This window comes from uncultured Lutibacter sp. (assembly GCF_937891065.1).
Lineage (GTDB): Bacteria > Bacteroidota > Bacteroidia > Flavobacteriales > Flavobacteriaceae > Lutibacter.
The window spans coordinates 60,235-83,729 of the sequence record NZ_CALAEQ010000268.1; the positions used below are offsets into that span (position 1 = coordinate 60,235).

The window sequence follows — 23,495 nt, forward strand, 5'->3', positions numbered from 1 at the left end:
CTTTTATGGGTAAAAACTTTTTTAGAAATTATTCTTATAAATGAAAAACGAGTAAAGAGTCGGTTTAGTATTGAATTAATTACAAGCATTCCAAATTACTTCATTTGGAGTAGGCGCAGTTATAGAGATTGTTTCTTTTGCAACCGGATGAGTAAATACTATTTTACGCGCATGTAAATGGATACTTGCGTCTTTATTACTTCTGTCAAAACCATATTTTAAATCTCCTTTTATTGGTGAGCCAATGGCTGCCAATTGACATCTAATTTGATGATGACGACCCGTTTCTAAATCAACTTCTAATAGATGATAATTATCTAAAGATTTTAGTAGTTTGTAATGAAGAATAGACTTTTTACTTCCTTCAATTTCAGAAGAATACGATGTTGACTTATTGTTTTTAGGGTTCTTTTTTAAATAGCCTGTGAGTGTATCACTATTTTTAGCGGGTTTATTTTTTACCACTGCCCAATAAGTTTTGTTAACAGTTTTATCGCGTAACATTTTGTTAAAACGTTCTAATGATTTGGATGTTTTTGCAAAAACAATAATACCTGTTGTAGGTCTATCAAGTCTGTGAACAACACCCAAAAAAACATTTCCAGGTTTATTATATTTCTCTTTTATATATTCTTTAACAATATCGCTTAAAGGAGTGTCTCCGGTTTTGTCTCCTTGAACAATATCACCTGATTGTTTATTAATAATGATAAAGTGATTGTCTTCAAACAATACGGATAAATTATTTTTGGTTGAAGCCATTTTATGAATTATCTTCTAATCCCTTATTTATTCCATCAATAAACTCTAAAATTTCGTCTCTACCAGTTGCATTACTTGCAGATGAAACAAAGTGTTGAGGCATAGTTTCCCAAATTGTTTGGGTCATTGTTTTACTATATATTTGAATATTTCTATTCAATTCCGATAATTTAATCTTATCTACTTTAGTGAAAATTATACAAAAAGGAATTCCATTTTCGCCTAAGAACTCCATAAATTCCAAATCGATTTTTTGAGGTTCGTGTCTACTATCTATCAAAACAAAAGTACAAATTAGCTGTTCACGATTTAAAAAGTAGTTTTTTATAAAACTTTGAAATGTTTGCTTTATCGTTTTTGAAACTTTTGCATATCCATAGCCTGGTAAATCTACTAAAAACCAATTATTATTTATTTTAAAGTGATTTATAAGTTGAGTTTTTCCTGGTCTTCCAGATATTTTTGCTAACTTATTTCTATCAGTTAGCATATTAATCAGCGAAGATTTTCCAACGTTAGAACGACCTATAAAAGCATATTCCGGTAGTTGTTCTTTTGGGCATTTGGAAACATCAGAATTACTTATTACAAAATCAGCGGTTTTAATTTTCATTATTTTTTATAAGTTTCTTTCTGTTAGCCAGTTTTCAAGAATTTTATTGAATTCCTCTGGGTGCTCCATCATAGGTGTGTGACCACATTTATCAATCCAATATAATTTAGCATCAGGTAGTAATTTTTCAAAATCAACAGCTACTTCTGGTGGAGTTACAGTATCATTTTTCCCCCAAATTATACATGCAGGTATGTGCATATCAGGCAAATCTTTAGCCATATTGTGTCTAATGGCACTTTTAGCAATTGCCAATGTTTTAATAACTCTACTTCTATCGTTTACAGAAGCATAAACTTCATCCACAATTTCTTTGGTGGCTACCTCAGGATTGTAAAATACTTCTTGAGTTTTAGCTTTTATATAATCATAGTTCCCTCTTTTTGGGTATGTATCACCCATAGATTTCTCATATAAACCAGAGCTTCCAGTCAAAACTAGACCTTTTACATTTTTCAAATTCAGTTTGGTAAAATACAAGGCAATATGTCCTCCTAATGAGTTACCAAGTAAAACAGCATTTTCAATTTTTTTAAAAGCCATAAATTCTTTCAAAAATTTAGAAATGCTTTTAACATTGGTTTTTAAAAGCGGTAAGGAATAAATAGGTAATTCAGGTATAATTACTTTATATCCTTTGGTAGAAAAATAGTTTAAAACGCCATCAAAATTGCTTAATGCGCCCATAAGTCCATGAAGTACAATTATCGGTTTACCTTCACCTGCTTCAATATAACTATATTTCCCTTCTTTGATAAGAGTATTGCTCATTTAATTTTGAATTTATAACTAACTACAAAGGTAGGTTTTTTTTCTAAAATACGATTTTTTTCTAAACGATAGCTAAATTTATTTTAAGTGCTTGTTTTTCAAAATTATAGTCTATTTAATAGGTTAACTATTAAAAGTTATCAACATAGTGGGTAAAAGTGGTTTTTTGTGGGAAAAAATTTATATTTTTGAATACGCTAAAAAACATAATGGTAAATTTAATTGGGACATATGAATGTAAAGCTGATGCTAAAGGAAGGTTAATACTTTCTTCTGCATTGAAAAAACAGCTTTCGCCAATACTTCAAGATGGATTTGTGTTGAAACGATCTGTTTTTCAACCATGTTTGGAGTTGTACCCGATGTCTGAGTGGAATATTTTAATGGCGAAAGTAAACAAGTTGAACAGATTTGTTAAAAAAAATAATGATTTTATTCGTCGATTTACTGCGGGTGTTAAAATTATTGAATTAGATAGTTCAGGCAGATTATTAATTCCAAAAGATTTACAGTCTTTCGCTGGAATTACAAAAAATGTGGTGTTTTCTTCAGCAGTTAACATTGTTGAAGTTTGGGATAAAGACAACTATGAAAAAGCAATTGATGATGCAACTGTAGATTTTGCAGATTTAGCTGAAGAAGTAATGGGTAATGAAAAAGAAAACGAAGATGGAATATCATAATCCGGTTTTATTAAAAGAAAGTGTTGATGGTTTAAATATTAAACCTGATGGCGTATATGTTGATGTTACTTTTGGCGGTGGAGGTCATTCAAGAGAAATATTAAGTAGGTTAAATGAACATGGAAAATTGTTGGCATTTGATCAAGATGAAGATGCGAAACGAAATATGATTGATGATGAACGCTTTACATTGATACCGCAAAACTTCAGATTTATTAAAAGGTATTTACGTTTTTATGGTGTGAAAAAAGTAGATGGTGTTTTGGCTGATTTAGGGGTTTCTTCACATCAATTTGATGAAGCTGAACGCGGTTTTTCTACGCGATTTGATGCTGATTTGGACATGAGAATGAATCAGGCAGATGAGTTATCAGCTTTTCAAGTGATTAATTTCTATGATGAAGAAAAATTGAGTGATGTTTTGTTTCAATATGGAGAATTACGAAATGCTAGAGCTATTGCTAAAAAAATTGTTGAAGCAAGGTCTGAAAAGAAAATTAAAACAAGTTTTGAGCTAAAAGAAGTTTTAAGTGAATTTGTACCAAAAGCTGTTGAGCATAAAATATTAGCTCAAATTTTTCAAGGAATTAGAATTGAAGTAAATCAGGAAATAGAAGCACTTAAAGAATTTTTATTGCAAGTGCCAGAAATATTAAATAAAGATGGAAGATTGAGTGTTATTTCTTATCACTCTTTAGAAGATAGGTTGGTAAAACGATTTATTATCAATGGTTTATTTGAAGGTGAACCTGAGAAAGATTTCTATGGAAATATAGATGTTCCATTGAAAAAAGTAGGAAAAATGATTGTTCCATCATTTCAAGAAATTAAGATAAATAATAGAGCTAGAAGCGCAAAACTCAGAATTGGAACCCTAAAGTAATGGCTAATATTAAAGAAAAAATTTACCACGTATTAAAAGGTAATTTTCTAGTAAGTAATGATTCCTTTAAAAACTGGCGCTTTATATTGTTTTTAGTGATGCTAATGATGTTAATGATTGCAAGTTCACACAGCTCTGATAAAAAAGTGATGGAAATTGCAAAACTTAGTAAGAAAATTAAAGAATTAAGATCTGAATTTGTTGATACTCGATCAATTTCTATGAAATTAAAATTAGAATCAACAATTAGAAATAAGGTTTTTGATTTGGAATTAAAGCCAAGTGAAGAACCGCCGCAAGTAATAAGAGTAACTGTAAAAAAATAAAAACAATTGGCTGCTACAAAAAAAAACATATTGAACAAGTTGTATGTTGTGCTTGTGTTTATTACACTGTTTTTGTTGGCAATAATCTTAAGACTATCTAATATTCAAATTGCAGATGGAGAAAAATACAGAATCTTATCCGAGCAACATACATTAAGAAACGATACAATTTTTGCAAATAGAGGTAATGTGTTTTCAGCTGACGGTAGTTTGTTAGCAACTTCAATGTCGCAATACGAAATTAGAATGGATGCTTTTACAGTTGATTCTAAAGTATTTGAAAAAGAGATTAGAAATTTAGCTACAGAATTATCGAAAATGCTTGGAAATTCTGCTTCTCATTGGGAGCAAAAAATTAGAAAAGCTCGAACTAATAAAAATAGATACTTATATATTACTAAGAAATTAGGTCACAATGATTATATAAAAATTAAGAGTTTCCCAATTTTTAATTTAGGAATGTATAAAGGAGGTTTTATAGCTGAACAATCAACAGTTAGAGCTCATCCTTTAGGGAAAGTTGCTGAGAGAACTATAGGTTATGATGATTATAGAGGTGCTCCAGGTATAGAAGGCGCTTATAGAAATTATTTAAAAGGAAAACACGGTTGGCGATTGAAGCAAAAAATTGCACAAGGACAATGGAAACCAATTAATGACAATAACGAAAGGGAGCCTGTTGATGGAAAAGACATTGTAACAACAATTGATATAAATATTCAAGATATAGCGCATCATTCTTTATTAAAACAATTAGAATATTACAATGCAGAACATGGTTGTGTAGTTGTAATGGAAACTAAAACCGGAGAAATTAAGGCTATTTCAAATTTAGGTAGGAGTTCTGTAGGTAAATATTACGAAAAAAGAAATTATGCAGTTTATGAATCTCACGAACCAGGGTCGGCATTTAAAGTAATGTCTTTGGTAGCAGGATTAGAATCAGGTGTAATAGATACAAACACAGTTGTTGATACTGGAGAAGGTAAGTATAGAATGTACGGTAGATATATAAATGATTCTCATAGAGGTGGTTACGGAGAGATTTCAGCAGCAAGAGCGTTGGAAGTTTCATCAAATATTGGTTTTGCAAGGTTAATTGAAGAAGGTTTTGGAAAGGAACCTGAAAAATTTATCAATATTTTAAAAGGAATGCACTTAAACGATATGTTAAATTTAGCAATAAAAGGAGAGGGAAAACCAGTAATACCTTCGCCAGGAGATGAAATATGGAGTAAAAATGCATTACCATCTATTGCTTATGGTTATAATTTAAAATTAACACCTTTACAAACACTTACGTTTTACAATGCAATAGCAAATAATGGTGAAATGTTAAAACCCAGATTTGTAAAAGAAATTCGCACTTGGGATAAACATGTAGAACATTTCGAAAAAGAAGTAATAGACTCTGAAATTTGTTCAATAGAAACAATTAAGAAGGTTCAAGAAATTCTAAAAAATGTTGTTGTTCGAGGAACTGGACAAAAATTGTACGATGAAAATTTTTCAATGGCCGGTAAAACTGGTACTGCAAGAACTGAATATGGTAATTATGAAGAATGGATTAAAGATAAAAGATATATATCATCATTTACTGGTTATTTTCCTGCAGAAGACCCTATGTATTCATGTATTGTAGTTGTTCACAAACCTGATACTAAAACTGGTTTTTACGGTGCAGATGTTTCTGGTCCGGTTTTTAAAGATATTGCTCAAAAAATATATACTTCAAATCACATAATTAATACGATAGATAATAGCGCACCAAATTTTGCAAGTATTAAAAATAACTTTGATTCTTACTATACTGAATCTAATAAGGAATTTATTTCAATCCCGAATGTTAAAGGAATGGCGGCAATGGACGCCATTTCTTTACTTGAAAACATAGGGTTGAAAGTAAATTTGAATGGAGAAGGAAAAGTACAAGATCAGTCTATAAATGCAGGAGAAAAACTAATAAAAGGAACCACCATAGTTTTAAATTTAATTTAATTGAAGGTATTAAAAAACATATTGTATAAAGTTAGCATTGATTCAATTCAGGGTAGTACCGAGAAATTGGTAAATGCTATTGTGTTTGATTCTAGAGAAGTAAAACAAAACAGTTTGTTTGTTGCTCAAAAAGGACTGTTGTTTGATGGACATGAATTTATTGAAAAAGCTATTGAGTTAGGCGCAAAGGTTATTGTTTGTGAAGAATTGCCTAAAAATTTAATTCAAAATATAACTTATGTTCAAGTTGAAGATTCTAATAGTGCATTGGCTATTATTGCTTCAAACTTTTACGATAATCCTTCTTCAAAATTAAAATTAGTAGGGATTACTGGTACAAACGGAAAAACTACTATAGCAACATTATTATATAATTTATTTCAAAAAGCAGGTTATAAATCAGGTTTATTATCAACGGTAAAAATTTTGGTTGATACCATCCAATATGAAACTAGCCACACTACACCAAATTCTGTTTTAATAAATAAGTATTTGAATGAAATGGTTGAATTGGGAGTTGATTATTGCTTTATGGAAGTTAGTTCTCATGGAATTCAACAAAAAAGAACAGAAGGGTTACAATTTGCAGGTGGAGTTTTTACCAATTTAACACACGATCATTTAGATTATCATAAAACTTTTGCAGCATACAGAGATGTAAAAAAATCGTTTTTTGATTCGTTACCTAAATCTGCCTTTGCTTTGGTAAATATAGATGATAAAAACGGAGCAGTAATGCTTCAAAATACACTAGCAAATAAACAGTCTTATGCTTTAAAAACAATGGCTGATTTTAAAGTCAGGATTTTAGAAAATCAATTTTCAGGCTTGTTGTTAACCATGAATAATAAAGAAGTTTGGACAAAATTAATAGGAAGTTTTAACGCATATAATTTAGCGGCAGTTTATGGAACTGCAAATTTATTAGGTTTAGATTCAACAGAAACCTTAACACATATTAGTGAATTAGAAAGTGTAAGTGGAAGGTTTCAACATTTTATTTCAAAAGGCGGTGTAACTGCAATAATTGATTATGCCCATACACCAGATGCATTAAAAAATGTATTAGAAACTATTAATGATATAAGGACAGGAAACGAACAAGTAATTACCGTTGTGGGATGCGGTGGCAATAGAGATAAAGCTAAACGGCCTGTTATGGGACGTTTAGCATCTCAATTAAGTACTCAAGTAATTTTTACTTCTGACAATCCAAGAAGTGAAAATCCGCAAACAATTATTGAAGAAATGGAAGTAGGTGTAGAACCTCAAAATTTCAAGAAAACAATTTCAATTTTAGATAGAGAACAAGCAATTAAAGCAGCGACAAAATTCGCGAAAAAAGGAGATATTATTTTAATTGCTGGAAAAGGACATGAAACGTATCAGGAGGTGAAAGGAATACGATCACATTTTGATGATTACGAGAAAATAACAGAATTACTAATTGCCATAGAAAGTTAAACAATGTTATATTATTTATTTCAATATTTAGAGAATCATTACAATTTAATTGGAGCGGGGTTATTTCAATATATCTCGTTTAGATCTGCATTGGCTTTTATTATTTCATTACTTTTTTCAACAATTTATGGTAAGCGAATTATTAATTTTTTACAACGTAAACAAGTAGGAGAGTCCGTTAGAGATCTAGGTTTAGAAGGGCAAGCTGAAAAAGCAGGAACGCCAACTATGGGTGGAGTTATTATTATTATGGCGACTCTTATTCCGGTTTTTTTATTAGCGAAAATGGATAACATTTATATTGTGATACTTATTGTTACAACTTTATGGATGGGAGCAATTGGTTTTATAGATGATTATATTAAAATATTTAAAAAAAATAAAGCAGGTTTAAAAGGGCGATTCAAAATTTTAGGTCAAGTTACTTTAGGAATTTTTGTTGGGACTATGTTCTATTTTCATCCAAGTATTACTATGAAAGAAAAATTACCTGTAAAGTATCAATATGTTACAGAAACAGGTACGCCAGTATTGTTCGCTGATGCCAAAAAATCTACTAAAACTACCATACCATTTTTAAAAAATAACGAACTGGATTATGCAGATGCTCTTGGCTTTCTAGGAAATGGATTTAAAGATTACGCTTGGTTAATTTTTATACCAATTGTAATTTTTATTATAACGGCAGTATCAAATGGTGCAAATTTAACAGATGGTATTGATGGTTTAGCCGCTGGATCTTCGGCAATAATAGTTTTAACCCTAGGAATTTTTGCATGGGTATCAGGAAATATAATTTTCGCTAATTATTTGGATGTGATGTACATTCCAAATTCAGGTGAAATGACCATTTTTATTGCAGCTTTTGTAGGTGCTTTAATAGGTTTTTTATGGTACAATACCTATCCGGCTCAAGTTTTTATGGGAGATACAGGAAGTTTAACTATAGGTGGTATTATTGCTGTTTTAGCTATTGCAGTTCGTAAAGAATTGTTAATTCCAATTTTGGCCGGTGTCTTTTTTATTGAAACATTATCAGTGATACTTCAGGTGAGTTATTTTAAATATTCAAGAAAGAAATATGGTGAAGGAAGACGAATTTTTAAAATGTCGCCCTTGCATCATCACTATCAAAAATTGGGTTATCACGAAAGTAAGATTGTAACTCGATTTTGGATTATTGGTATTATGATGGCTGTTTTTGCGATAGTAACTCTAAAGTTGCGATAGATGAAATTAGTTATTCTTGGCGCGGGTGAAAGTGGTGTTGGAACTGCTATTTTGGGAAAACAAAAAGGGTACGATGTTTTTGTTTCTGATAAAGGAATAATTACAGAAAAATATAAAAAAGTTCTTTTAAATAATAATATTTCTTTTGAGGAAGGAAAGCATACCGAAGCTGAAATTTTCGATGCTGATGTTGTAATGAAAAGTCCAGGGATTCCTGATACAGTTTCATTAATTATAGCATTAAGAGAAAAAGGTATTTCTGTAATTTCTGAAATTGAGTTTGCTTCAAAATATACAAATGGAGTTATTGTTGGGATTACCGGATCAAATGGGAAAACCACCACAACAATGTTAGTAAATCATATTTTGAAAAAAGCAGGTTTAAATGTTAGTATGGGTGGGAATATTGGCAAAAGTTTTGCACAACAAGTAGCAGAAACAAAAACTGATATTCATGTGTTAGAGTTGAGCAGTTTTCAATTGGATGGTATTCAAAATTTTGTGCCTCATATTGCAATTATTACAAATATTACACCTGATCATTTGGATAGGTATGATTATAAATTTGAGAATTATATCAACTCAAAATTTAGAGTTACAGAGAATCAAACTGAAAGTGATTTTTTGATTTATGATTTTGATGATGAAGTGATATTAAATTGGTTAAAAAATAATAAAGTAAAAGCCACTTTATTGCCTTTTTCAATTGAAAAGGAATTAGAACAAGGTGTGTATTTAAAAGACGAACAAATAATAATGAAATATAAAACAGAACAAAAAATAATGGAGATTTCAACTTTAGCATTAAAAGGAAAGCACAATACAAAAAATGCAATGGCAGCTGCTATGGCGGCTTCATTGTTGAAAGTTAGAAAAGATACTATTAGAGAAAGTTTAGAAGATTTTGAAGGGGCAGAGCACAGACTTGAATCTGTTTTAAAAATTAATGGAGTACAATACATTAACGATTCCAAAGCAACCAATGTAAATGCAACATTTTATGCTTTAGACTGTATGCAATCTCCAACAGTTTGGATAGTTGGTGGAGTTGATAAGGGAAATGATTATTTAGATTTAATGCCTTTGGTACGAGAAAAAGTAAAAGCAATTATTTGCTTAGGGGTTGATAATCATAAAATTGTGAATACTTTTTATAATGTAGTTGATTTAATAGTTGAAACTGCTGGAGCCGAAGAAGCTGTAAAAGTAGCGTACAAAATTGCAGAAAAAGGAGATACAGTATTGTTGTCGCCAGCTTGTGCAAGTTTTGATTTATTTGAAAATTATGAAGATAGAGGTAATAAATTTAAACAAGCAGTTAGAGAATTGTAAATGAAAAATATCCTTAAAAATATTGAAGGTGATCGAACAATTTGGGCAATAGTTTCTGTTTTAGCTATTTTGTCTTTTTTGCCAGTTTATAGTGCAAGTACCAATTTGGTTTATGTAGTCAATAATGGTACTCCAACTTTTCATTTATTTAAGCATGCTTTTTTATTATTATGTGGTTTTTTAATTATTTATGGAGTTCATAAAATTCCCTATAGATATTTTAGTGGAGGTTCCGTTTTAATGATTCCTCTAGTTATATTATTATTAATCTATACACTTACCCAAGGAACTACAATTGGAGGTTCAAATGCAAGTCGTTGGATACAAATTCCGTTTATTGGTGTTGGTTTTCAAACATCAACATTAGCAGGGTTGGTAATTATGATTTATGTTGCTCGTTATTTAGCTCGTAATAAAGATAATGAAGTAACTTTTAAAGAATCCATACTCCACTTGTGGATGCCTATAGCCTTTATTTTGGTGTTAATTTTACCTGCAAATTTTTCAACAACAGCCATTATTTTTGTAATGGTATTGTTGGTGGTTTTTATAGGCGGTTATCCTATAAAATATATTTCATACGTTTTGGGAATAGGTGTTGTGTTTTTAACGCTTTTTGTTCTCACCGCAAAAGCATTTCCTGATGCAATGCCAAATAGAGTTGATACTTGGATTAGTAGAATTGAGAATTTTTCAGATAAAAATGCAGAAGAAGGATATCAAGTTGAAAAAGCCAAAATAGCTATAGCTAGTGGTGGTTTACAAGGAAGAGGCCCTGGAAAAAGTATTCAAAAGAATTTTTTACCCCAATCTTCATCCGATTTTATTTTTGCCATTATTGTTGAAGAATATGGGTTAGTTGGAGCCTCAGTTGTAATACTTTTGTATTTTATGTTGTTGTTTAGAATAGTAATGGCTGCCAAAAAAGCAACCAGCGTATTTGCAACATTACTTATTATTGGAGTTGGTTTACCTATTATTTTTCAGGCATTAATAAATATGGCTGTAGCAGTTAATTTATTTCCTGTAACAGGACAAACTTTGCCATTAATTAGTAGTGGAGGTACATCAATTTGGATGACTTGCTTTGCAATTGGTATTATTTTAAGTGTAACTGCTAATAAAGAAAAAGCAGACAGTTCAGAAAATGAAGATAACCCTTTAGATATTTTACATGAAGCAATCGGTTAATATCATATTAAGTGGTGGTGGAACTGGCGGGCATATTTACCCAGCTGTTTCAATAGCAAATGAGCTAAAGGATAAATTTCCTGAAGCTAAATTTTTATTTGTTGGAGCCAAAGATAGAATGGAAATGGAAAAAGTTCCTCAAGCTGGATATGATATTAAAGGTTTGTGGATTTCAGGAATTCAAAGAAAATTGACTTTAAAAAATTTAGTATTTCCTTTTAAATTAATAAGTAGTTTATGGAATGCACATAAAATTATCAAAAAATTTAAACCAAGTATTGTAATTGGTACTGGAGGATTTGCAAGCGGGCCAACATTATACATGGCAAATAGAAAAGGTGTAAAAACTTTGATACAGGAACAAAATTCATATCCAGGAATTACCAATAAACTATTATCAAAAAAAGCAAATAAAATTTGTGTTGCATATGATGGTTTAGAACGTTTTTTTCCTGCTGATAAAATTATAAAAACAGGAAATCCGGTTCGTCAAGATTTGTTAACCATTGAAGGGAAAAGAGAGGAAGCGCAAGCTCATTTTAATTTAGACTTAGATAAAAAAACATTAGTAATTATCGGAGGAAGTTTAGGAGCGAGAGCGGTTAATAATTTAATTGAGAAGCATATCAACTGGTTGGTTTCTAATAAAGTACAAGTGATTTGGCAAACAGGGAAGTTATATTATGATGAATTTAAAAAGTATGATGAATTAGAAGGGGTGAAAACATTTGCTTTTTTAAATAGAATGGATTTAACCTATGCTGCAGCTGACATTTTAATTAGCAGGGCTGGCGCAAGTTCAATTTCTGAATTATGTATTGTAGGAAAGCCTGTGATATTTATTCCTTCGCCAAATGTTGCTGAAGATCATCAAACAAAAAACGCATTAGCGGTTGTGAATAATAATGCGGCTTTATTATTAAAAGAATCTGAATTAGAAATGTTTCAAACAATGTTTAAAGAATTGTTGAATGATGAAAAGTTACAAGAAACATTAAGTGGAAATATTAAAAAATTAGCATTACCAAATGCTACAAAAGATATAGTGAAGGAAATAGAAAAATTAATGATTAGCTAATTTGAATCTAGAAAATATACATAACGTCTATTTTATTGGTATCGGAGGAATCGGTATGAGTGCTATTGCAAACTATTTTAAAAGCAATGGTAAACATGTAGCTGGATATGATAAAGTTTCTACTGAAATCACTAAATCACTTCAAAATATAGGTGTAGATACTCACTTTGAAGATTCAGTAAATTTAATACCTTCAGCGTTTAAAAATAATCAAAACACGTTGGTGGTTTACACACCAGCAGTGCCTAAAAATCATGCAGAATTAAATTATTTTTTAGAAAACAACTTTAAAGTTTTAAAACGTTCTGAAATTCTAGGAGAAATTACCAAAGATTCATTTTGTTTAGCTGTTGCGGGAACTCATGGAAAAACTACAACTTCAACAATTTTAGGACATATTTTAAAAGAAACCAATGTAAACGCAACATCATTTTTAGGTGGAATTTCAGAAAATTATAATTCTAATTTAATTTTAGGTGGAAGCGAAATTTCAGTAGTGGAAGCTGACGAGTTTGATAGATCATTTTTAAAACTCTCTCCTAATATTGCGTGTATTACATCTATGGATGCAGATCATTTAGATATTTACGGGAGCCATTCAGAATTAGAAAAATCATTTAAAGATTTTGCAGCCAAAGTTTCTGATATTTTGATAGTTAGAAAAGGATTGCCTCTAAATGGGTTAACGTATGGAATTAATGAAGATGCGGATTATGAAGCTAAAAATTTAAGAATAGAAGAAGGAACTTATATTTTTGATGTACAAACTCCTTCGGGATTTATTGAAAATATAAAAATAAACTTACCAGGAAAACATAATGTGCTAAATGCAATGGCGGCTTTGGCAATGGCAAATAATGTTGGAATTTCATTACAAGTCATTGCTAAAGCTTTACTAACATTTAAAGGAATTAGAAGGCGTTTTTCTTATAAAATTAAAACTGAAAATTTAGTATTAATTGATGATTATGCACATCATCCAACTGAAATAAATGCCGTTGTAGATTCAGTTCGTGAAATGTATCCTTCAAAAAAAGTATTAGGAATTTTTCAACCTCATTTGTACAGTAGAACAAGAGATTTTATTGATGATTTTGCTTCAAGTTTGTCTCGTTTTGACGAACTAATTTTGTTGGATATTTATCCTGCAAGAGAATTACCAATTGAGGGCGTAACATCGAATTGGTTATTAGGTAAAATTTCCATTGAAAATAAGTGTATTTCTACGAAAGAAAAATTAGTTGAGAACGTTTTAAATTCAAAAGCCCAAATAATAGTGATGATTGGAGCTGGAGATATAGGTGAATTAGTTGATATAATTAAAAACAATTTGAAAGTTGAAAATTAATTGGAATTACATAAAAGGCTTACTGCTACTTGCATTAGTAGTGTTTTTGTATGGTTTTTCAATCAACAAAAATAGTAGAAAAGAAGTACATGAAATAGTGATTGAATTTGAAGAGGGAAACAACCTTTTCATGAATGATCAAATAGTTAATAAATTGTTAATACAAAATGGCAAAACGGTTAAAAACCAAGCGAAATCTGTCATAGATTTACATTTATTAGAGGCGAATGTACTATCACACCCCATGGTAGAAGATGTAGCTGTTTTTTTAACGGTTGATGGTTTGTTGAAAGCTAAAATAAAGCAGCGAACACCTATTGCCAGAGTGCTATCAAATACAAAGAGTTATTATATTGATAAACAGGCAAAAGTAATGCCTTTATCAGGAAATCATTCAGCTAGAGTGTTGTTGGTTTTTGGGGATATTAAGGAAGTAGACATTTCTAAAATTCATATTTTGGCAACAGCAATTTTGGAAGATGAATTTTTAAAAAAGCAAATAATTAGTATTCAAAAAGTGCCGAATAATGAGTTTGTTTTGAATACACGAGTGGGTGATCAGGAAATATTTTTAGGAAAAATTGAAGATTTGAATCATAAATTCAAGAATTTACAATCATTTTTTAAAAAAACAATGACTGATAAAACGATAGAAAATTACACATCAATAAATTTAAAATACAGCAATCAAGTTGTGTGTACAAAAAAGTAAATTATGGAACACGATGATATTTCAGTAGGACTAGACATAGGAACAACAAAAATTGTTGCTATGATTGGGCGTAGAAATGAATATGGGAAAATTGAGTTGCTTGGAATTGGGAAAGCCAAAAGCTTAGGTGTACATAGAGGTGTTGTAAATAATATTACACAAACTATACAATCAATTCAAATGGCGGTTGATGAAGCTATTGCTGTTTCTGGAATTAAAATCACAGAAGCGGTTGTTGGAATTGCTGGTCAGCATATTAGAAGTTTGCAGCATAGTGATTATATAACGCGTCCAAATTCTGAAGATGTAATTTGTGATGAAGATTTAGAAAAATTAGAAAAGCAAGTTTATAAATTAGTAATGCTTCCTGGCGAAGAAATTATTCATGTGCTTCCTCAAGAATTTAAAGTAGATGGACAAGCGGAAATTACAGAACCTGTAGGGATGTATGGTGGTAGGCTAGAGGCTAATTTTCACGTAGTTGTTGGTCAGGTTTCTTCTATAAGAAATGTTGGACGTTGCATAAAAAGCGCGGGGTTAAATTTGGCAGGTATTACTTTAGAGCCTTTAGCATCAGCCGAAGCCGTTTTAAGTAATGAAGAAAAAGAAGCTGGTGTTGCTTTAATTGATATTGGTGGTGGTACCACAGATTTAGCCATTTTTAAAAATGGTATTATTCGTCATACAGCAGTAATTCCGTTTGGTGGAAATGTAATAACTGAAGATATTAAAGAGGGCTGTTCAATTATTGAAAAACAAGCTGAGTTATTAAAAACAAAATTTGGATCTGCATGGCCAGGGGAAAACAAAGAAAACGAAATTGTTTCAATTCCGGGATTAAGAGGTAGAGATCCAAAAGAAATTACACTAAAAAACTTATCAAAAATAATTCATGCACGTGTATTAGAAATTATAGAACAAGTGTTTTTAGAAATTAAAAATTATGGCCATGAAGAGCCAAAGAAAAAACTAATTGCAGGTATTGTTTTAACAGGTGGTGGAGCTGAATTAAAACATATTAAGCAATTGGTTGAATACATTACAGGAATGGATACCAGAATTGGATATCCAAATGAAAATTTAGCTGGTGATTCTGATGAAAGTTTATCAAGTCCTCAATATGCTACAGCAGTTGGACTTTTAATGAATGGATTAAACAAAATTCATAAAAATAGAATAAAAATTTCTCAACAAGTTAAAGTTGAATCTTCAAAAAATGAAAAAGAAGACCAGGAGGAAGTTGAAAAAGTTGAAGAACCTAAAAAGTCAATTTTTGAAAAATGGGGAGATAAGTTTAGAGATTTTTTAGACAACGCAGAGTAAGTAAAAAAATTAAAGAAAAGACCAAATAAACAGATTATGAGCAGTTCAGATTTTAACAACATTTCATTCGATTTACCAAAAAATCAATCCAACGTTATTAAAGTGATAGGAGTAGGTGGTGGCGGTAGCAATGCCGTAAATCATATGTACTCACAAGGGATAGATGGAGTTGATTTTGTAATTTGTAATACGGATGCTCAAGCATTACAGAACAGTCCAATTCCAACAAAAATTCAATTAGGAATTACATTAACTGAAGGGCTTGGAGCTGGAGCAAATCCAGAGGTTGGTGAACAAGCTGCAATAGAAAGCATAGAAGAAATAAGAGAAATGCTTTCTTCTAATGCTAAAATGGTATTTATAAATGTTGGTATGGGTGGTGGAACCGGTACAGGTGCTGCTCCTGTTATTGCTAAAGTTGCACGTGAACTGGATTTATTAACTATTGGGATAGTAACAATACCTTTTACTTTTGAAGGTAAAATGCGTAATGAACAAGCTCAAAAAGGGATTGAAAAATTACGCGAATATGTAGATTCTCTAGTTGTAATTAATAATAATAAATTGAGAGAAGTTTATGGAAATCTTGGTTTTAAAGCTGGATTTTCAAAAGCTGATGAAGTATTATCTACAGCTTCTCGTGGAATAGCTGAAGTAATTACACATCATTACACTCAAAATATTGACTTAAAAGATGCTAAAACGGTTCTTTCTAATAGTGGAACTGCAATAATGGGATCTGCGATAGCATCAGGTACAAATAGATCTCAAGAAGCAATTTCTAAAGCTTTAGATTCTCCATTATTAAATGATAATAAAATTACAGGAGCTAAAAATGTATTATTATTAATTGTTTCAGGTTCTGATGAAATTACAATTGATGAAATAGGTGAGATAAACGAATATATTCAATCTGAAGCAAAAACAGATGTAAACACTACCGATGTTAATATTATCATGGGAGTTGGTGAAGATGAATCTTTAGGAAATGCTATTTCAGTTACTATAGTAGCTACAGGATTTAATAAAGACCAACAACATGAAATTTCAAATACAGAGGCTAAAAAAATAATTCATACACTTGGTGATGATCAAGAAGCAACCTTCGATTTTTTAGAAAAAAGAATTGAAAGCCCATTAAAAAAACAAACGTTTAATCCAATTGATAAAACCCCAGTTGTTGAAGATAAAATTGTGTTTGATTTAGGTGAAGAAATAGAAACAGCATTTGAAATTATTCCAACTACTGAATTTATTAAAAATATTGATGTTGTTTATGAGGAGATTTCTTTAGAATCTACTGAAGATTTTGTTATTACCTCAATATCTTCAGAAAAAGTTGAAGAACCAACTCAAGTTTATGAAGAAGAAGAAAATCAAATCTCTTTAACGTTCGATTTACCAATTTCTGAGATTAATAAGAAACCTAAATTTGAAGAGTCTAAAATTAATATTAACACTATTGATGTTTTTGATCATCAAGTTTTAAAACCAAAAAAGGAAGTTACAGAAGACGTATATTTTTCGTTGGAAGATTATACAGAATTAGAAGAGAATTTAACGAAAGCTTCCAAACCAAGTTCTGTTAAAACAGAAGTTAAAACAGAAGTTAATGAAGATTTAAATTTTACACTTAGATCTGATTCTAAAATTGAAATGGACATTAAAAATCATGAAGTTGTAGATCATAAAGAAATTAATCCATTGGAATTAACTATTGATGAATTACAAAAAAGAGCAGCTCACAGAAGGCAAGAAATGAGAAATTTCAATTATAAATTTGTGAATAGAGTTAATAAAAATATTGATGAAATAGAAAAAGAGCCAGCATATAAAAGAATGGGAATTCAATTAAATGAAAATTCACACTCTTCTGAAATTAGTCAATCTAGAACTACATTACAGATTGATGATAATGATGAAATACAATTCCGTTCAAATAATTCATTTCTACATGATAATGTAGATTAAAACTTAGCCCAAAGATGAGTACCCTTAGATAAATTTTCTAAGTTTTGGACTCGAAAATCTTTAAGAATATTAAAGGTTTTCGGGTTCTTTTTTTTTATCTTCGCACTACTATAAAATACTAAAGTATGAGTTTGCAACAAGAATTAATGATGAAATTGAAAGAAGCTATGAAAGCAAAAGATGCAGTAGCTTTAGAATCTTTAAGAGCTATTAAATCTGAAATATTATTAGTTCAAACAAAAGGAGGTGCTTCAAGTGAATTAACTAAAGAGGAAGAAATTAAATTACTTCAAAAATTAGTAAAACAAAGAAAAGATAGTGCAGCAATTTATAAAGAGCAAGGTAGAGCTGATTTAGCTGAACCAGAATTAGCTCAAATAGCAGTAATTTCTCAATTTTTACCAGAACAAATGGGTGAAGATGAATTAAAAAAAGTGATTGCTGATATTATGAAAGCAGTAGGAGCAACTTCAATTAAAGATATGGGAAAAGTTATGGGGTTGGCTTCAAAACAATTAGAAGGGAAAGCTGATGGTAAAGCTATTTCAACAGCAGTAAAACAACTTTTAGCATAATATTAAATTAGGCCTCGTGGCGCAACTGAATAGCGCACTGGATTTCGGCTCCAGCGGTTACAGGTTTGAATCCTGTCGGGGTCACAAAATATAAAAAAAGCAAGTTAAAATAATTTTAACTTGCTTTTTTTATATGCAGAATTGATCCAGGAAGACTTTAATATATGATAAAACTGATTTTAATCATAAAATCGTTGGTAATATTTTAAGAACTTTATAAGAATATTAAATGATTTATTATGAAACGTTTGGAGCCTGTATCAAAAATTATGACTAGAAAGCTAATTACGTTAACGCTGTTTGACGATTTATATAAAGCTGAAAAATTGTTTAAAGAAAACCATATTCGTCATATTCCAATTGTAAAGGGAGATCATATTATTGGAATGCTAAGTTGTTCGGGTATAGAACGAATAGGGTTTTTAGACTCTTTTGATTCTGATGAAACTAAAGTTGATAATGCAATTTATAGTATGTTGAATATTAGTCAGTTAATGGTTAGAAACCCAATAGTAATAAATTCTAGTGCTACCATAAAATCAGTTGTTGAAATATTGGCTAAAAACGAAATTCATGCATTGCCCGTTGTTGAGAATAAAATACTTGTTGGTATTGTTACAACTACAGATGTTTTAAATTATTTATTGGAACAATATGAATTAGAAATGAGCTAACTACTTAGGTGAAACTAAATTTTTTAAATTCAGAATAGTTTCAGCAGGGTTTTCACTTTTAAAAACAAAACTACCTGCTACAAAGGCATCAACCCCAGCTTCAGAAAGTTGTTCTATATTTTGATCTGTTACTCCACCATCAACTTCAATTAGTGCATTTGAACCAGAATATTCTATAAGGTTTTTAAGTTGTTCAACTTTTTTATAAGTATTTTCAATAAAACTTTGTCCTCCAAAACCTGGGTTTACACTCATAATTAATACCAAATCTAAATCGGTAATAATATCTTCTAAAACAGCAATTGGTGTATGTGGGTTTAAAGAAACACCGGCTTTCATACCTTCTGCTTTTATAGCTTGAACTGTTCTGTGTAAATGTGTGCAAGCTTCATAATGAACTGTTAAAATATCAGCACCCACTTTTTTAAAATCAGCAATAAATCTATCAGGATCAACAATCATTAAATGAACATCCATTGTTTTAGTAGCGAGCTTTTTTATAGCACTAATTACTGGCATTCCAAATGAAATATTAGGAACAAAAACACCATCCATAACATCAATATGAAACCAATCAGCTTTACTATTGTTAATCATTTCAATATCACGTTGTAAGTTGCCAAAATCTGCAGCTAAAATTGAAGGAGCAATTAATTTATTCATTTTATAAGTTATTGTTTTTACAAAAGTATTATTTAAAAAAGAAAAACGCTCGATATTTCGAACGTTTTTCAAAGGATAGTTATCCTAAATATGTTTTCAAGATTTTACTTCTTGAAGTATGTTTTAATCGTCTAATTGCTTTTTCTTTAATTTGACGAACACGTTCACGAGTTAAATCAAATGTTTCTCCAATTTCTTCTAAAGTCATTGGGTGCGCATCACCTAAACCAAAGTATAACTGAACAACGTCAGCTTCTCTAGGTGTTAAAGTTTCCAAAGCACGTTCAATTTCAACTTTTAATGATTCGTGTAATAAAGCTCTATCTGGGTTTGGAGAATCTCCAGTATTTAATACATCGTATAAATTTGAATCTTCACCTTCTATTAATGGAGCATCCATAGATACGTGACGTCCAGAATTTTTCATAGATTCTTTAACGTCATTAATAGTCATATCCAATTTTTTTGCAATTTCTTCAGCAGAAGGAGGTCTTTCATTTTCTTGCTCTAAAAACGCATACATTTTATTGATTTTGTTGATAGAACCAATTTTATTTAAAGGTAAACGTACAATACGAGATTGTTCAGCTAATGCTTGTAAAATTGATTGACGAATCCACCAAACAGCATAGGATATAAATTTAAAACCACGAGTTTCATCAAAACGTTTAGCAGCTTTAATTAATCCTAAGTTTCCTTCATTAATTAAATCAGGTAATGTTAATCCTTGATTTTGGTATTGTTTAGCTACAGATACAACAAAACGTAAGTTCGCTTTTGTTAATTTTTCTAATGCAGCTTGATCTCCTGTTCTAATACGTTGAGCTAATTCTACTTCCATTTCAGCAGTAATTAAATCAACTTTTCCTATTTCTTGTAAATATTTATCTAATGATGCGGTTTCTCTATTAGTAACCTGTTTTGTAATTTTAAGTTGTCTCATTTAAGTCGCTAAAATATTTTTATTAATATATGGTGTACATTATATTATACGTAGTTATTTAATAAATGTTACAAAAAGAATGATAAAATATTAATTTATTAACAAATTTTAATCTTTTGGCATAAAAAAAGCTTCTCAATTAAGAGAAGCTTTAAATTATTTAAATAGAAACTTAGTTTCTGTCTTGTCTTGGTTTTCTATCTCTATCACCACCACGATTGTCTCTATTATCTCTTGGAGGTCTTGCAACAAATCCTTCAGGTTTTGGTAAAAGAGCCTTTCTAGATACTTTTTCTTTACGAGTTTTTGGGTCTCTACCAAAGTATTTTACATCAAAAACATCACCCATATTAACAACATCTGTAACATTATCAGTACGTTCCCAAGCTAATTCAGAAATATGTAATAACACTTCGTTTCCTGGTGCATCTACATATTCTACAACAGCTCCAAAGTCAAGCATTTTAATTACTTTTACTTCATAAGCACTTCCAACTTGTGGTTTGAATAATAAAGAGTCGATTTTCGCTAATACAGCATCAATACCATCTTGGTTTGTTCCTAAAATTTCAACAATACCTTCTTCAGTAACAGGATCTTCATTTATAACAATTGTACATCCAGTTGCCTTTTGCATTTCCTGAATTACTTTTCCTCCAGGTCCAATTAATGCACCAATAAATTCATTAGGAATTCTTCTTGAAATCATTTTAGGAGCATGTGGTTTAACATCAACATTTGGTTGAGCAATTGTATCAGTTATTTTCCCTAAAATATGTAATCTTCCTTCACGAGCTTGTTTTAATGCGTCCACTAAAATTTCGTATGATAAACCTTTAATTTTAATGTCCATTTGACAAGCTGTAATTCCTTCAGTTGTTCCGGTAACTTTAAAATCCATATCACCTAAATGATCTTCATCACCTAAAATATCAGATAATACAGCATAACGATCACCGTCAGAAATTAATCCCATTGCAATTCCAGATACAGGTCTTTTCATTTCTACACCAGCATCCATAAGCGCCATTGTACCAGCACAAACAGTTGCCATTGAAGATGAACCATTAGACTCTAATACTTCAGAAACAATTCTTACTGTGTAAGGGCAATTATCAGGAATCATTCCTTTTAATGCGCGTTGAGCTAAGTTTCCGTGTCCTACTTCTCTACGTGAAGTACCTCTTAATGGGCGTGCTTCTCCAGTACAAAAAGGAGGGAAGTTATAATGTAAATAAAATGTTTCTTCTCCTTCGTAAGATGGCATATCAATTTTGTTAGCTTCTCTAGATGTTCCTAAAGTAACTGTTGCTAACGCTTGAGTTTCACCTCTAGTAAAAATTGCAGAACCGTGTGTTGATGGTAAGTAATCTGTTTCACACCAAATTGGTCTAATTTCATCAGTTTTTCTACCATCTAATCTTAAGCCTTCACTTAATGTTAATTCACGAACCGCTTCTTTTTCTGCTTTGCTGTAATATCCTCCAACAAGATGACCAAATTCTGCCATCTCTTCTTCAGTAAATGAAGCTTTAACTTCTTCTTTAATTTCAGTAAAAGCAGCAGTACGTTCTACTTTAGACGTTCCTTTTTTTGCTACTGCATAACATTTATCATAAGCTAAATCGTGTATTCTTTTTGCTAAGTCTTCATTTCCTTCAGCAGTTTGATATTCACGAACTTCTTTTTTACCAAAGGCTTCAGCTAAACGAATTTGAGCAGCAATTTGAACTTTAATAGCTTCATGGGCAAATTTAATTGCGTCAGCCATTTCTTCTTCAGAAATTTCATCCATTTCACCTTCAACCATCATTACTGAATCTGCTGAAGCTCCAATCATCATTTCAAGGTCAGATTCTGCTAATTGAGCACGTGTTGGATTAATAACAAATTCTCCATTAACACGAGCAACTCTAGCTTCAGATATAGCGCATTCGAATGGAAAGTCACTTAATTGAATTGCTGCAGATGCTGCTAATCCTGCCATTGCTTCCGGCATTACGTCATCATCATGAGACATTAACTGAATCATCACTTGCGTTTCAGCGTGATAATCTTTTGGGAAAAGCGGACGTAATACTCTATCTACTAAACGCATTGTTAATACTTCACCATCACTTGGACGAGCTTCTCTTTTGAAGAAACCACCTGGATAACGACCTGCTGCTGCAAATTTTTCACGATAATCTACCGTTAATGGTAAAAAGTCGACATCACTTTGTTTGTAATTGGAAACAACTGTACATAACAACATACAATTTCCTGATTGAACAACAACAGAACCATGTGCTTGTTTTGCTAATTTTCCTGTTTCTAAAGAGATAGTTCTTCCGTCTCCTAAGTCAATAATTTCTTTAAATACCTTTGGTATCATAAATAATGTTTTAATTTTTAATTAAACAATTGGTTTTAGTTGTTGTGTTGCTTATGAACCAATGAAAAGTTTAATATATGCTTTCTTTAATGTGTAATGAATTTTAAAAAAAAAGAGGCAAAATTTGCCTCTTAATTTATAAATTATTTTCTGATGCCTAATTCTTTAATTATTTCACGATATTTTACAATATCGTTTTTAATTAGGTAATCAAGGAAATTTCTTCTTTTACCAACTAATTTCACCAATGAACGCTCAGTATTATAATCTTTACGATTCTTTTTTAAGTGTTCAGTTAAATGGTTAATTCTGAAAGTAAATAAGGCAATTTGACCTTCTGAAGAACCAGTATTTGTTGCTGATTCACCGTGTTTAGCAAAAATTTCTGCTTTTTTTTCTTTTGTTAAGTACATGCTAACATTAATTTTTATTAATAATTTTTATGTATGAATACTACAAATGTAGTAAACAGGCGGCAAAGTTACGATTATTATTTTGATTAACAATTAACTACATAAACAACTTATTTATTTTTAGTTGAAATTAAACTTTTATGATTTCACGAGGTCTAAGATAATATG

22 protein-coding genes and 1 tRNA gene are annotated in these 23,495 nt (G+C 30.7%); 16 read left to right on the plus strand and 7 right to left on the minus strand.

Going from position 1 to position 23,495, the window contains the following annotated elements:
* Positions 1–75: 75 nt before the first annotated feature.
* From Q0352_RS14395 to Q0352_RS14405, 3 genes are read right to left on the minus strand one after another with little or no spacing between them, the layout of a single operon-like run.
* On the minus strand, positions 76–762 hold the full coding sequence (locus Q0352_RS14395) for an RluA family pseudouridine synthase (RefSeq protein WP_299528754.1): 687 nt from the start codon (positions 760–762) through the stop codon (positions 76–78).
* 1 nt (position 763) lies between these two features.
* On the minus strand, positions 764–1,375 hold the full coding sequence (gene yihA, locus Q0352_RS14400) for a ribosome biogenesis GTP-binding protein YihA/YsxC (RefSeq protein ID WP_299528756.1): 612 nt from the start codon (positions 1,373–1,375) through the stop codon (positions 764–766).
* A 6-nt stretch (positions 1,376–1,381) separates the two neighbouring features.
* Positions 1,382–2,146: an alpha/beta hydrolase gene (locus tag Q0352_RS14405; protein ID WP_299528758.1), complete on the minus strand. Its 765-nt coding sequence runs from the start codon at positions 2,144–2,146 to the stop codon at positions 1,382–1,384.
* A 209-nt stretch (positions 2,147–2,355) separates the two neighbouring features.
* On the opposite strand from Q0352_RS14405, the gene Q0352_RS14410 reads away from it, so the two are divergent.
* The 16 genes from Q0352_RS14410 to Q0352_RS14485 all read left to right on the plus strand — a co-directional run bounded on the left by Q0352_RS14410 (position 2,356) and on the right by Q0352_RS14485 (position 18,934).
* A complete protein-coding gene (locus Q0352_RS14410; RefSeq protein WP_299528760.1) occupies positions 2,356–2,829 on the plus strand; it encodes a division/cell wall cluster transcriptional repressor MraZ in 474 nt (157 codons plus the stop codon).
* Complete coding sequence (rsmH, locus tag Q0352_RS14415; RefSeq protein WP_299528796.1) at positions 2,816–3,712, plus strand: 16S rRNA (cytosine(1402)-N(4))-methyltransferase RsmH; 897 nt, start codon at positions 2,816–2,818, stop codon at positions 3,710–3,712. The genes Q0352_RS14410 and rsmH overlap by 14 nt, the downstream gene beginning before the upstream one ends.
* The gene (locus tag Q0352_RS14420; protein WP_367274657.1) at positions 3,712–4,038 is read left to right on the plus strand and encodes an FtsL-like putative cell division protein; all 327 of its coding nucleotides are present in this window, start codon (positions 3,712–3,714) and stop codon (positions 4,036–4,038) included. The genes rsmH and Q0352_RS14420 overlap by 1 nt, the downstream gene beginning before the upstream one ends.
* Before the next feature lie 75 nt (positions 4,039–4,113).
* The gene (locus tag Q0352_RS14425; RefSeq protein WP_367274659.1) at positions 4,114–6,036 is read left to right on the plus strand and encodes a penicillin-binding protein; all 1,923 of its coding nucleotides are present in this window, start codon (positions 4,114–4,116) and stop codon (positions 6,034–6,036) included.
* Positions 6,037–7,500 (plus strand): UDP-N-acetylmuramoyl-L-alanyl-D-glutamate--2,6-diaminopimelate ligase, encoded by a 1,464-nt coding sequence (locus Q0352_RS14430; protein ID WP_299528764.1) that lies wholly within the window; start codon positions 6,037–6,039, stop codon positions 7,498–7,500. It begins immediately after the preceding gene.
* Positions 7,501–7,503: 3 nt separating this feature from the next.
* A complete protein-coding gene (mraY, locus tag Q0352_RS14435) occupies positions 7,504–8,730 on the plus strand; it encodes a phospho-N-acetylmuramoyl-pentapeptide-transferase (protein WP_299528766.1) in 1,227 nt (408 codons plus the stop codon).
* A complete protein-coding gene (gene murD, locus Q0352_RS14440) occupies positions 8,731–10,062 on the plus strand; it encodes a UDP-N-acetylmuramoyl-L-alanine--D-glutamate ligase (protein ID WP_299528768.1) in 1,332 nt (443 codons plus the stop codon).
* Positions 10,063–11,253: an FtsW/RodA/SpoVE family cell cycle protein gene (locus Q0352_RS14445; RefSeq protein ID WP_299528770.1), complete on the plus strand. Its 1,191-nt coding sequence runs from the start codon at positions 10,063–10,065 to the stop codon at positions 11,251–11,253.
* Complete coding sequence (murG, locus tag Q0352_RS14450) at positions 11,237–12,331, plus strand: undecaprenyldiphospho-muramoylpentapeptide beta-N-acetylglucosaminyltransferase (protein ID WP_299528772.1); 1,095 nt, start codon at positions 11,237–11,239, stop codon at positions 12,329–12,331. Before Q0352_RS14445 ends, murG begins: the two co-directional genes overlap by 17 nt.
* A gap of 1 nt (position 12,332) precedes the next feature.
* Complete coding sequence (gene murC, locus Q0352_RS14455; RefSeq protein ID WP_299528775.1) at positions 12,333–13,679, plus strand: UDP-N-acetylmuramate--L-alanine ligase; 1,347 nt, start codon at positions 12,333–12,335, stop codon at positions 13,677–13,679.
* A complete protein-coding gene (locus Q0352_RS14460; protein ID WP_299528777.1) occupies positions 13,669–14,391 on the plus strand; it encodes a cell division protein FtsQ in 723 nt (240 codons plus the stop codon). Before murC ends, Q0352_RS14460 begins: the two co-directional genes overlap by 11 nt.
* A 3-nt stretch (positions 14,392–14,394) precedes the next feature.
* On the plus strand, positions 14,395–15,714 hold the full coding sequence (gene ftsA / locus Q0352_RS14465; RefSeq protein ID WP_299528779.1) for a cell division protein FtsA: 1,320 nt from the start codon (positions 14,395–14,397) through the stop codon (positions 15,712–15,714).
* A gap of 36 nt (positions 15,715–15,750) precedes the next feature.
* Positions 15,751–17,685, plus strand: coding sequence for a cell division protein FtsZ (ftsZ, locus tag Q0352_RS14470; RefSeq protein ID WP_299528781.1), 1,935 nt, complete (start codon positions 15,751–15,753; stop codon positions 17,683–17,685).
* 125 nt (positions 17,686–17,810) lie between these two features.
* Positions 17,811–18,260, plus strand: coding sequence for a GatB/YqeY domain-containing protein (locus Q0352_RS14475; protein WP_299528783.1), 450 nt, complete (start codon positions 17,811–17,813; stop codon positions 18,258–18,260).
* 10 nt (positions 18,261–18,270) lie between these two features.
* A tRNA-Arg gene (locus Q0352_RS14480) sits at positions 18,271–18,344 on the plus strand.
* Positions 18,345–18,529: 185 nt separating this feature from the next.
* Positions 18,530–18,934 carry an HPP family protein gene (locus Q0352_RS14485; protein WP_367274660.1) on the plus strand — a complete coding sequence of 135 codons (405 nt, stop codon included), beginning with the start codon at positions 18,530–18,532 and terminating at the stop codon, positions 18,932–18,934.
* Here Q0352_RS14485 and rpe read toward each other — a convergent pair whose 3' ends face one another.
* From rpe to rpsO, 4 genes are all read right to left on the minus strand, one after another.
* Positions 18,935–19,597 carry a ribulose-phosphate 3-epimerase gene (gene rpe, locus Q0352_RS14490; protein ID WP_299528787.1) on the minus strand — a complete coding sequence of 221 codons (663 nt, stop codon included), beginning with the start codon at positions 19,595–19,597 and terminating at the stop codon, positions 18,935–18,937.
* A 79-nt stretch (positions 19,598–19,676) separates the two neighbouring features.
* Positions 19,677–20,540, minus strand: a complete 864-nt coding sequence (locus Q0352_RS14495) for a sigma-70 family RNA polymerase sigma factor (RefSeq protein ID WP_299528789.1) — start codon at positions 20,538–20,540, stop codon at positions 19,677–19,679.
* 172 nt (positions 20,541–20,712) lie between these two features.
* Positions 20,713–22,914, minus strand: a complete 2,202-nt coding sequence (locus tag Q0352_RS14500; protein ID WP_299528791.1) for a polyribonucleotide nucleotidyltransferase — start codon at positions 22,912–22,914, stop codon at positions 20,713–20,715.
* A gap of 143 nt (positions 22,915–23,057) precedes the next feature.
* Complete coding sequence (rpsO, locus tag Q0352_RS14505) at positions 23,058–23,327, minus strand: 30S ribosomal protein S15 (protein ID WP_299528793.1); 270 nt, start codon at positions 23,325–23,327, stop codon at positions 23,058–23,060.
* Positions 23,328–23,495 lie beyond the last annotated feature (168 nt).

Bases quoted from the DNA above. Each gene is read 5' to 3' on its own strand.
- Q0352_RS14395 (WP_299528754.1), bottom strand. From the start codon at position 762: ATGGCTTCAACCAAAAATAATTTATCCGTATTGTTTGAAGACAATCAC.
- yihA (WP_299528756.1), bottom strand. From the start codon at position 1,375: ATGAAAATTAAAACCGCTGATTTTGTAATAAGTAATTCTGATGTTTCC.
- Q0352_RS14405 (WP_299528758.1), bottom strand. From the start codon at position 2,146: ATGAGCAATACTCTTATCAAAGAAGGGAAATATAGTTATATTGAAGCA.
- Q0352_RS14410 (WP_299528760.1), top strand. From the start codon at position 2,356: ATGGTAAATTTAATTGGGACATATGAATGTAAAGCTGATGCTAAAGGA.
- rsmH (WP_299528796.1), top strand. From the start codon at position 2,816: ATGGAATATCATAATCCGGTTTTATTAAAAGAAAGTGTTGATGGTTTA.
- Q0352_RS14420 (WP_367274657.1), top strand. From the start codon at position 3,712: ATGGCTAATATTAAAGAAAAAATTTACCACGTATTAAAAGGTAATTTT.
- mraY (WP_299528766.1), top strand. From the start codon at position 7,504: ATGTTATATTATTTATTTCAATATTTAGAGAATCATTACAATTTAATT.
- murD (WP_299528768.1), top strand. From the start codon at position 8,731: ATGAAATTAGTTATTCTTGGCGCGGGTGAAAGTGGTGTTGGAACTGCT.
- Q0352_RS14445 (WP_299528770.1), top strand. From the start codon at position 10,063: ATGAAAAATATCCTTAAAAATATTGAAGGTGATCGAACAATTTGGGCA.
- murG (WP_299528772.1), top strand. From the start codon at position 11,237: ATGAAGCAATCGGTTAATATCATATTAAGTGGTGGTGGAACTGGCGGG.
- ftsA (WP_299528779.1), top strand. From the start codon at position 14,395: ATGGAACACGATGATATTTCAGTAGGACTAGACATAGGAACAACAAAA.
- ftsZ (WP_299528781.1), top strand. From the start codon at position 15,751: ATGAGCAGTTCAGATTTTAACAACATTTCATTCGATTTACCAAAAAAT.
- Q0352_RS14475 (WP_299528783.1), top strand. From the start codon at position 17,811: ATGAGTTTGCAACAAGAATTAATGATGAAATTGAAAGAAGCTATGAAA.
- Q0352_RS14485 (WP_367274660.1), top strand. From the start codon at position 18,530: ATGACTAGAAAGCTAATTACGTTAACGCTGTTTGACGATTTATATAAA.
- rpe (WP_299528787.1), bottom strand. From the start codon at position 19,597: ATGAATAAATTAATTGCTCCTTCAATTTTAGCTGCAGATTTTGGCAAC.
- Q0352_RS14495 (WP_299528789.1), bottom strand. From the start codon at position 20,540: ATGAGACAACTTAAAATTACAAAACAGGTTACTAATAGAGAAACCGCA.
- Q0352_RS14500 (WP_299528791.1), bottom strand. From the start codon at position 22,914: ATGATACCAAAGGTATTTAAAGAAATTATTGACTTAGGAGACGGAAGA.
- rpsO (WP_299528793.1), bottom strand. From the start codon at position 23,327: ATGTACTTAACAAAAGAAAAAAAAGCAGAAATTTTTGCTAAACACGGT.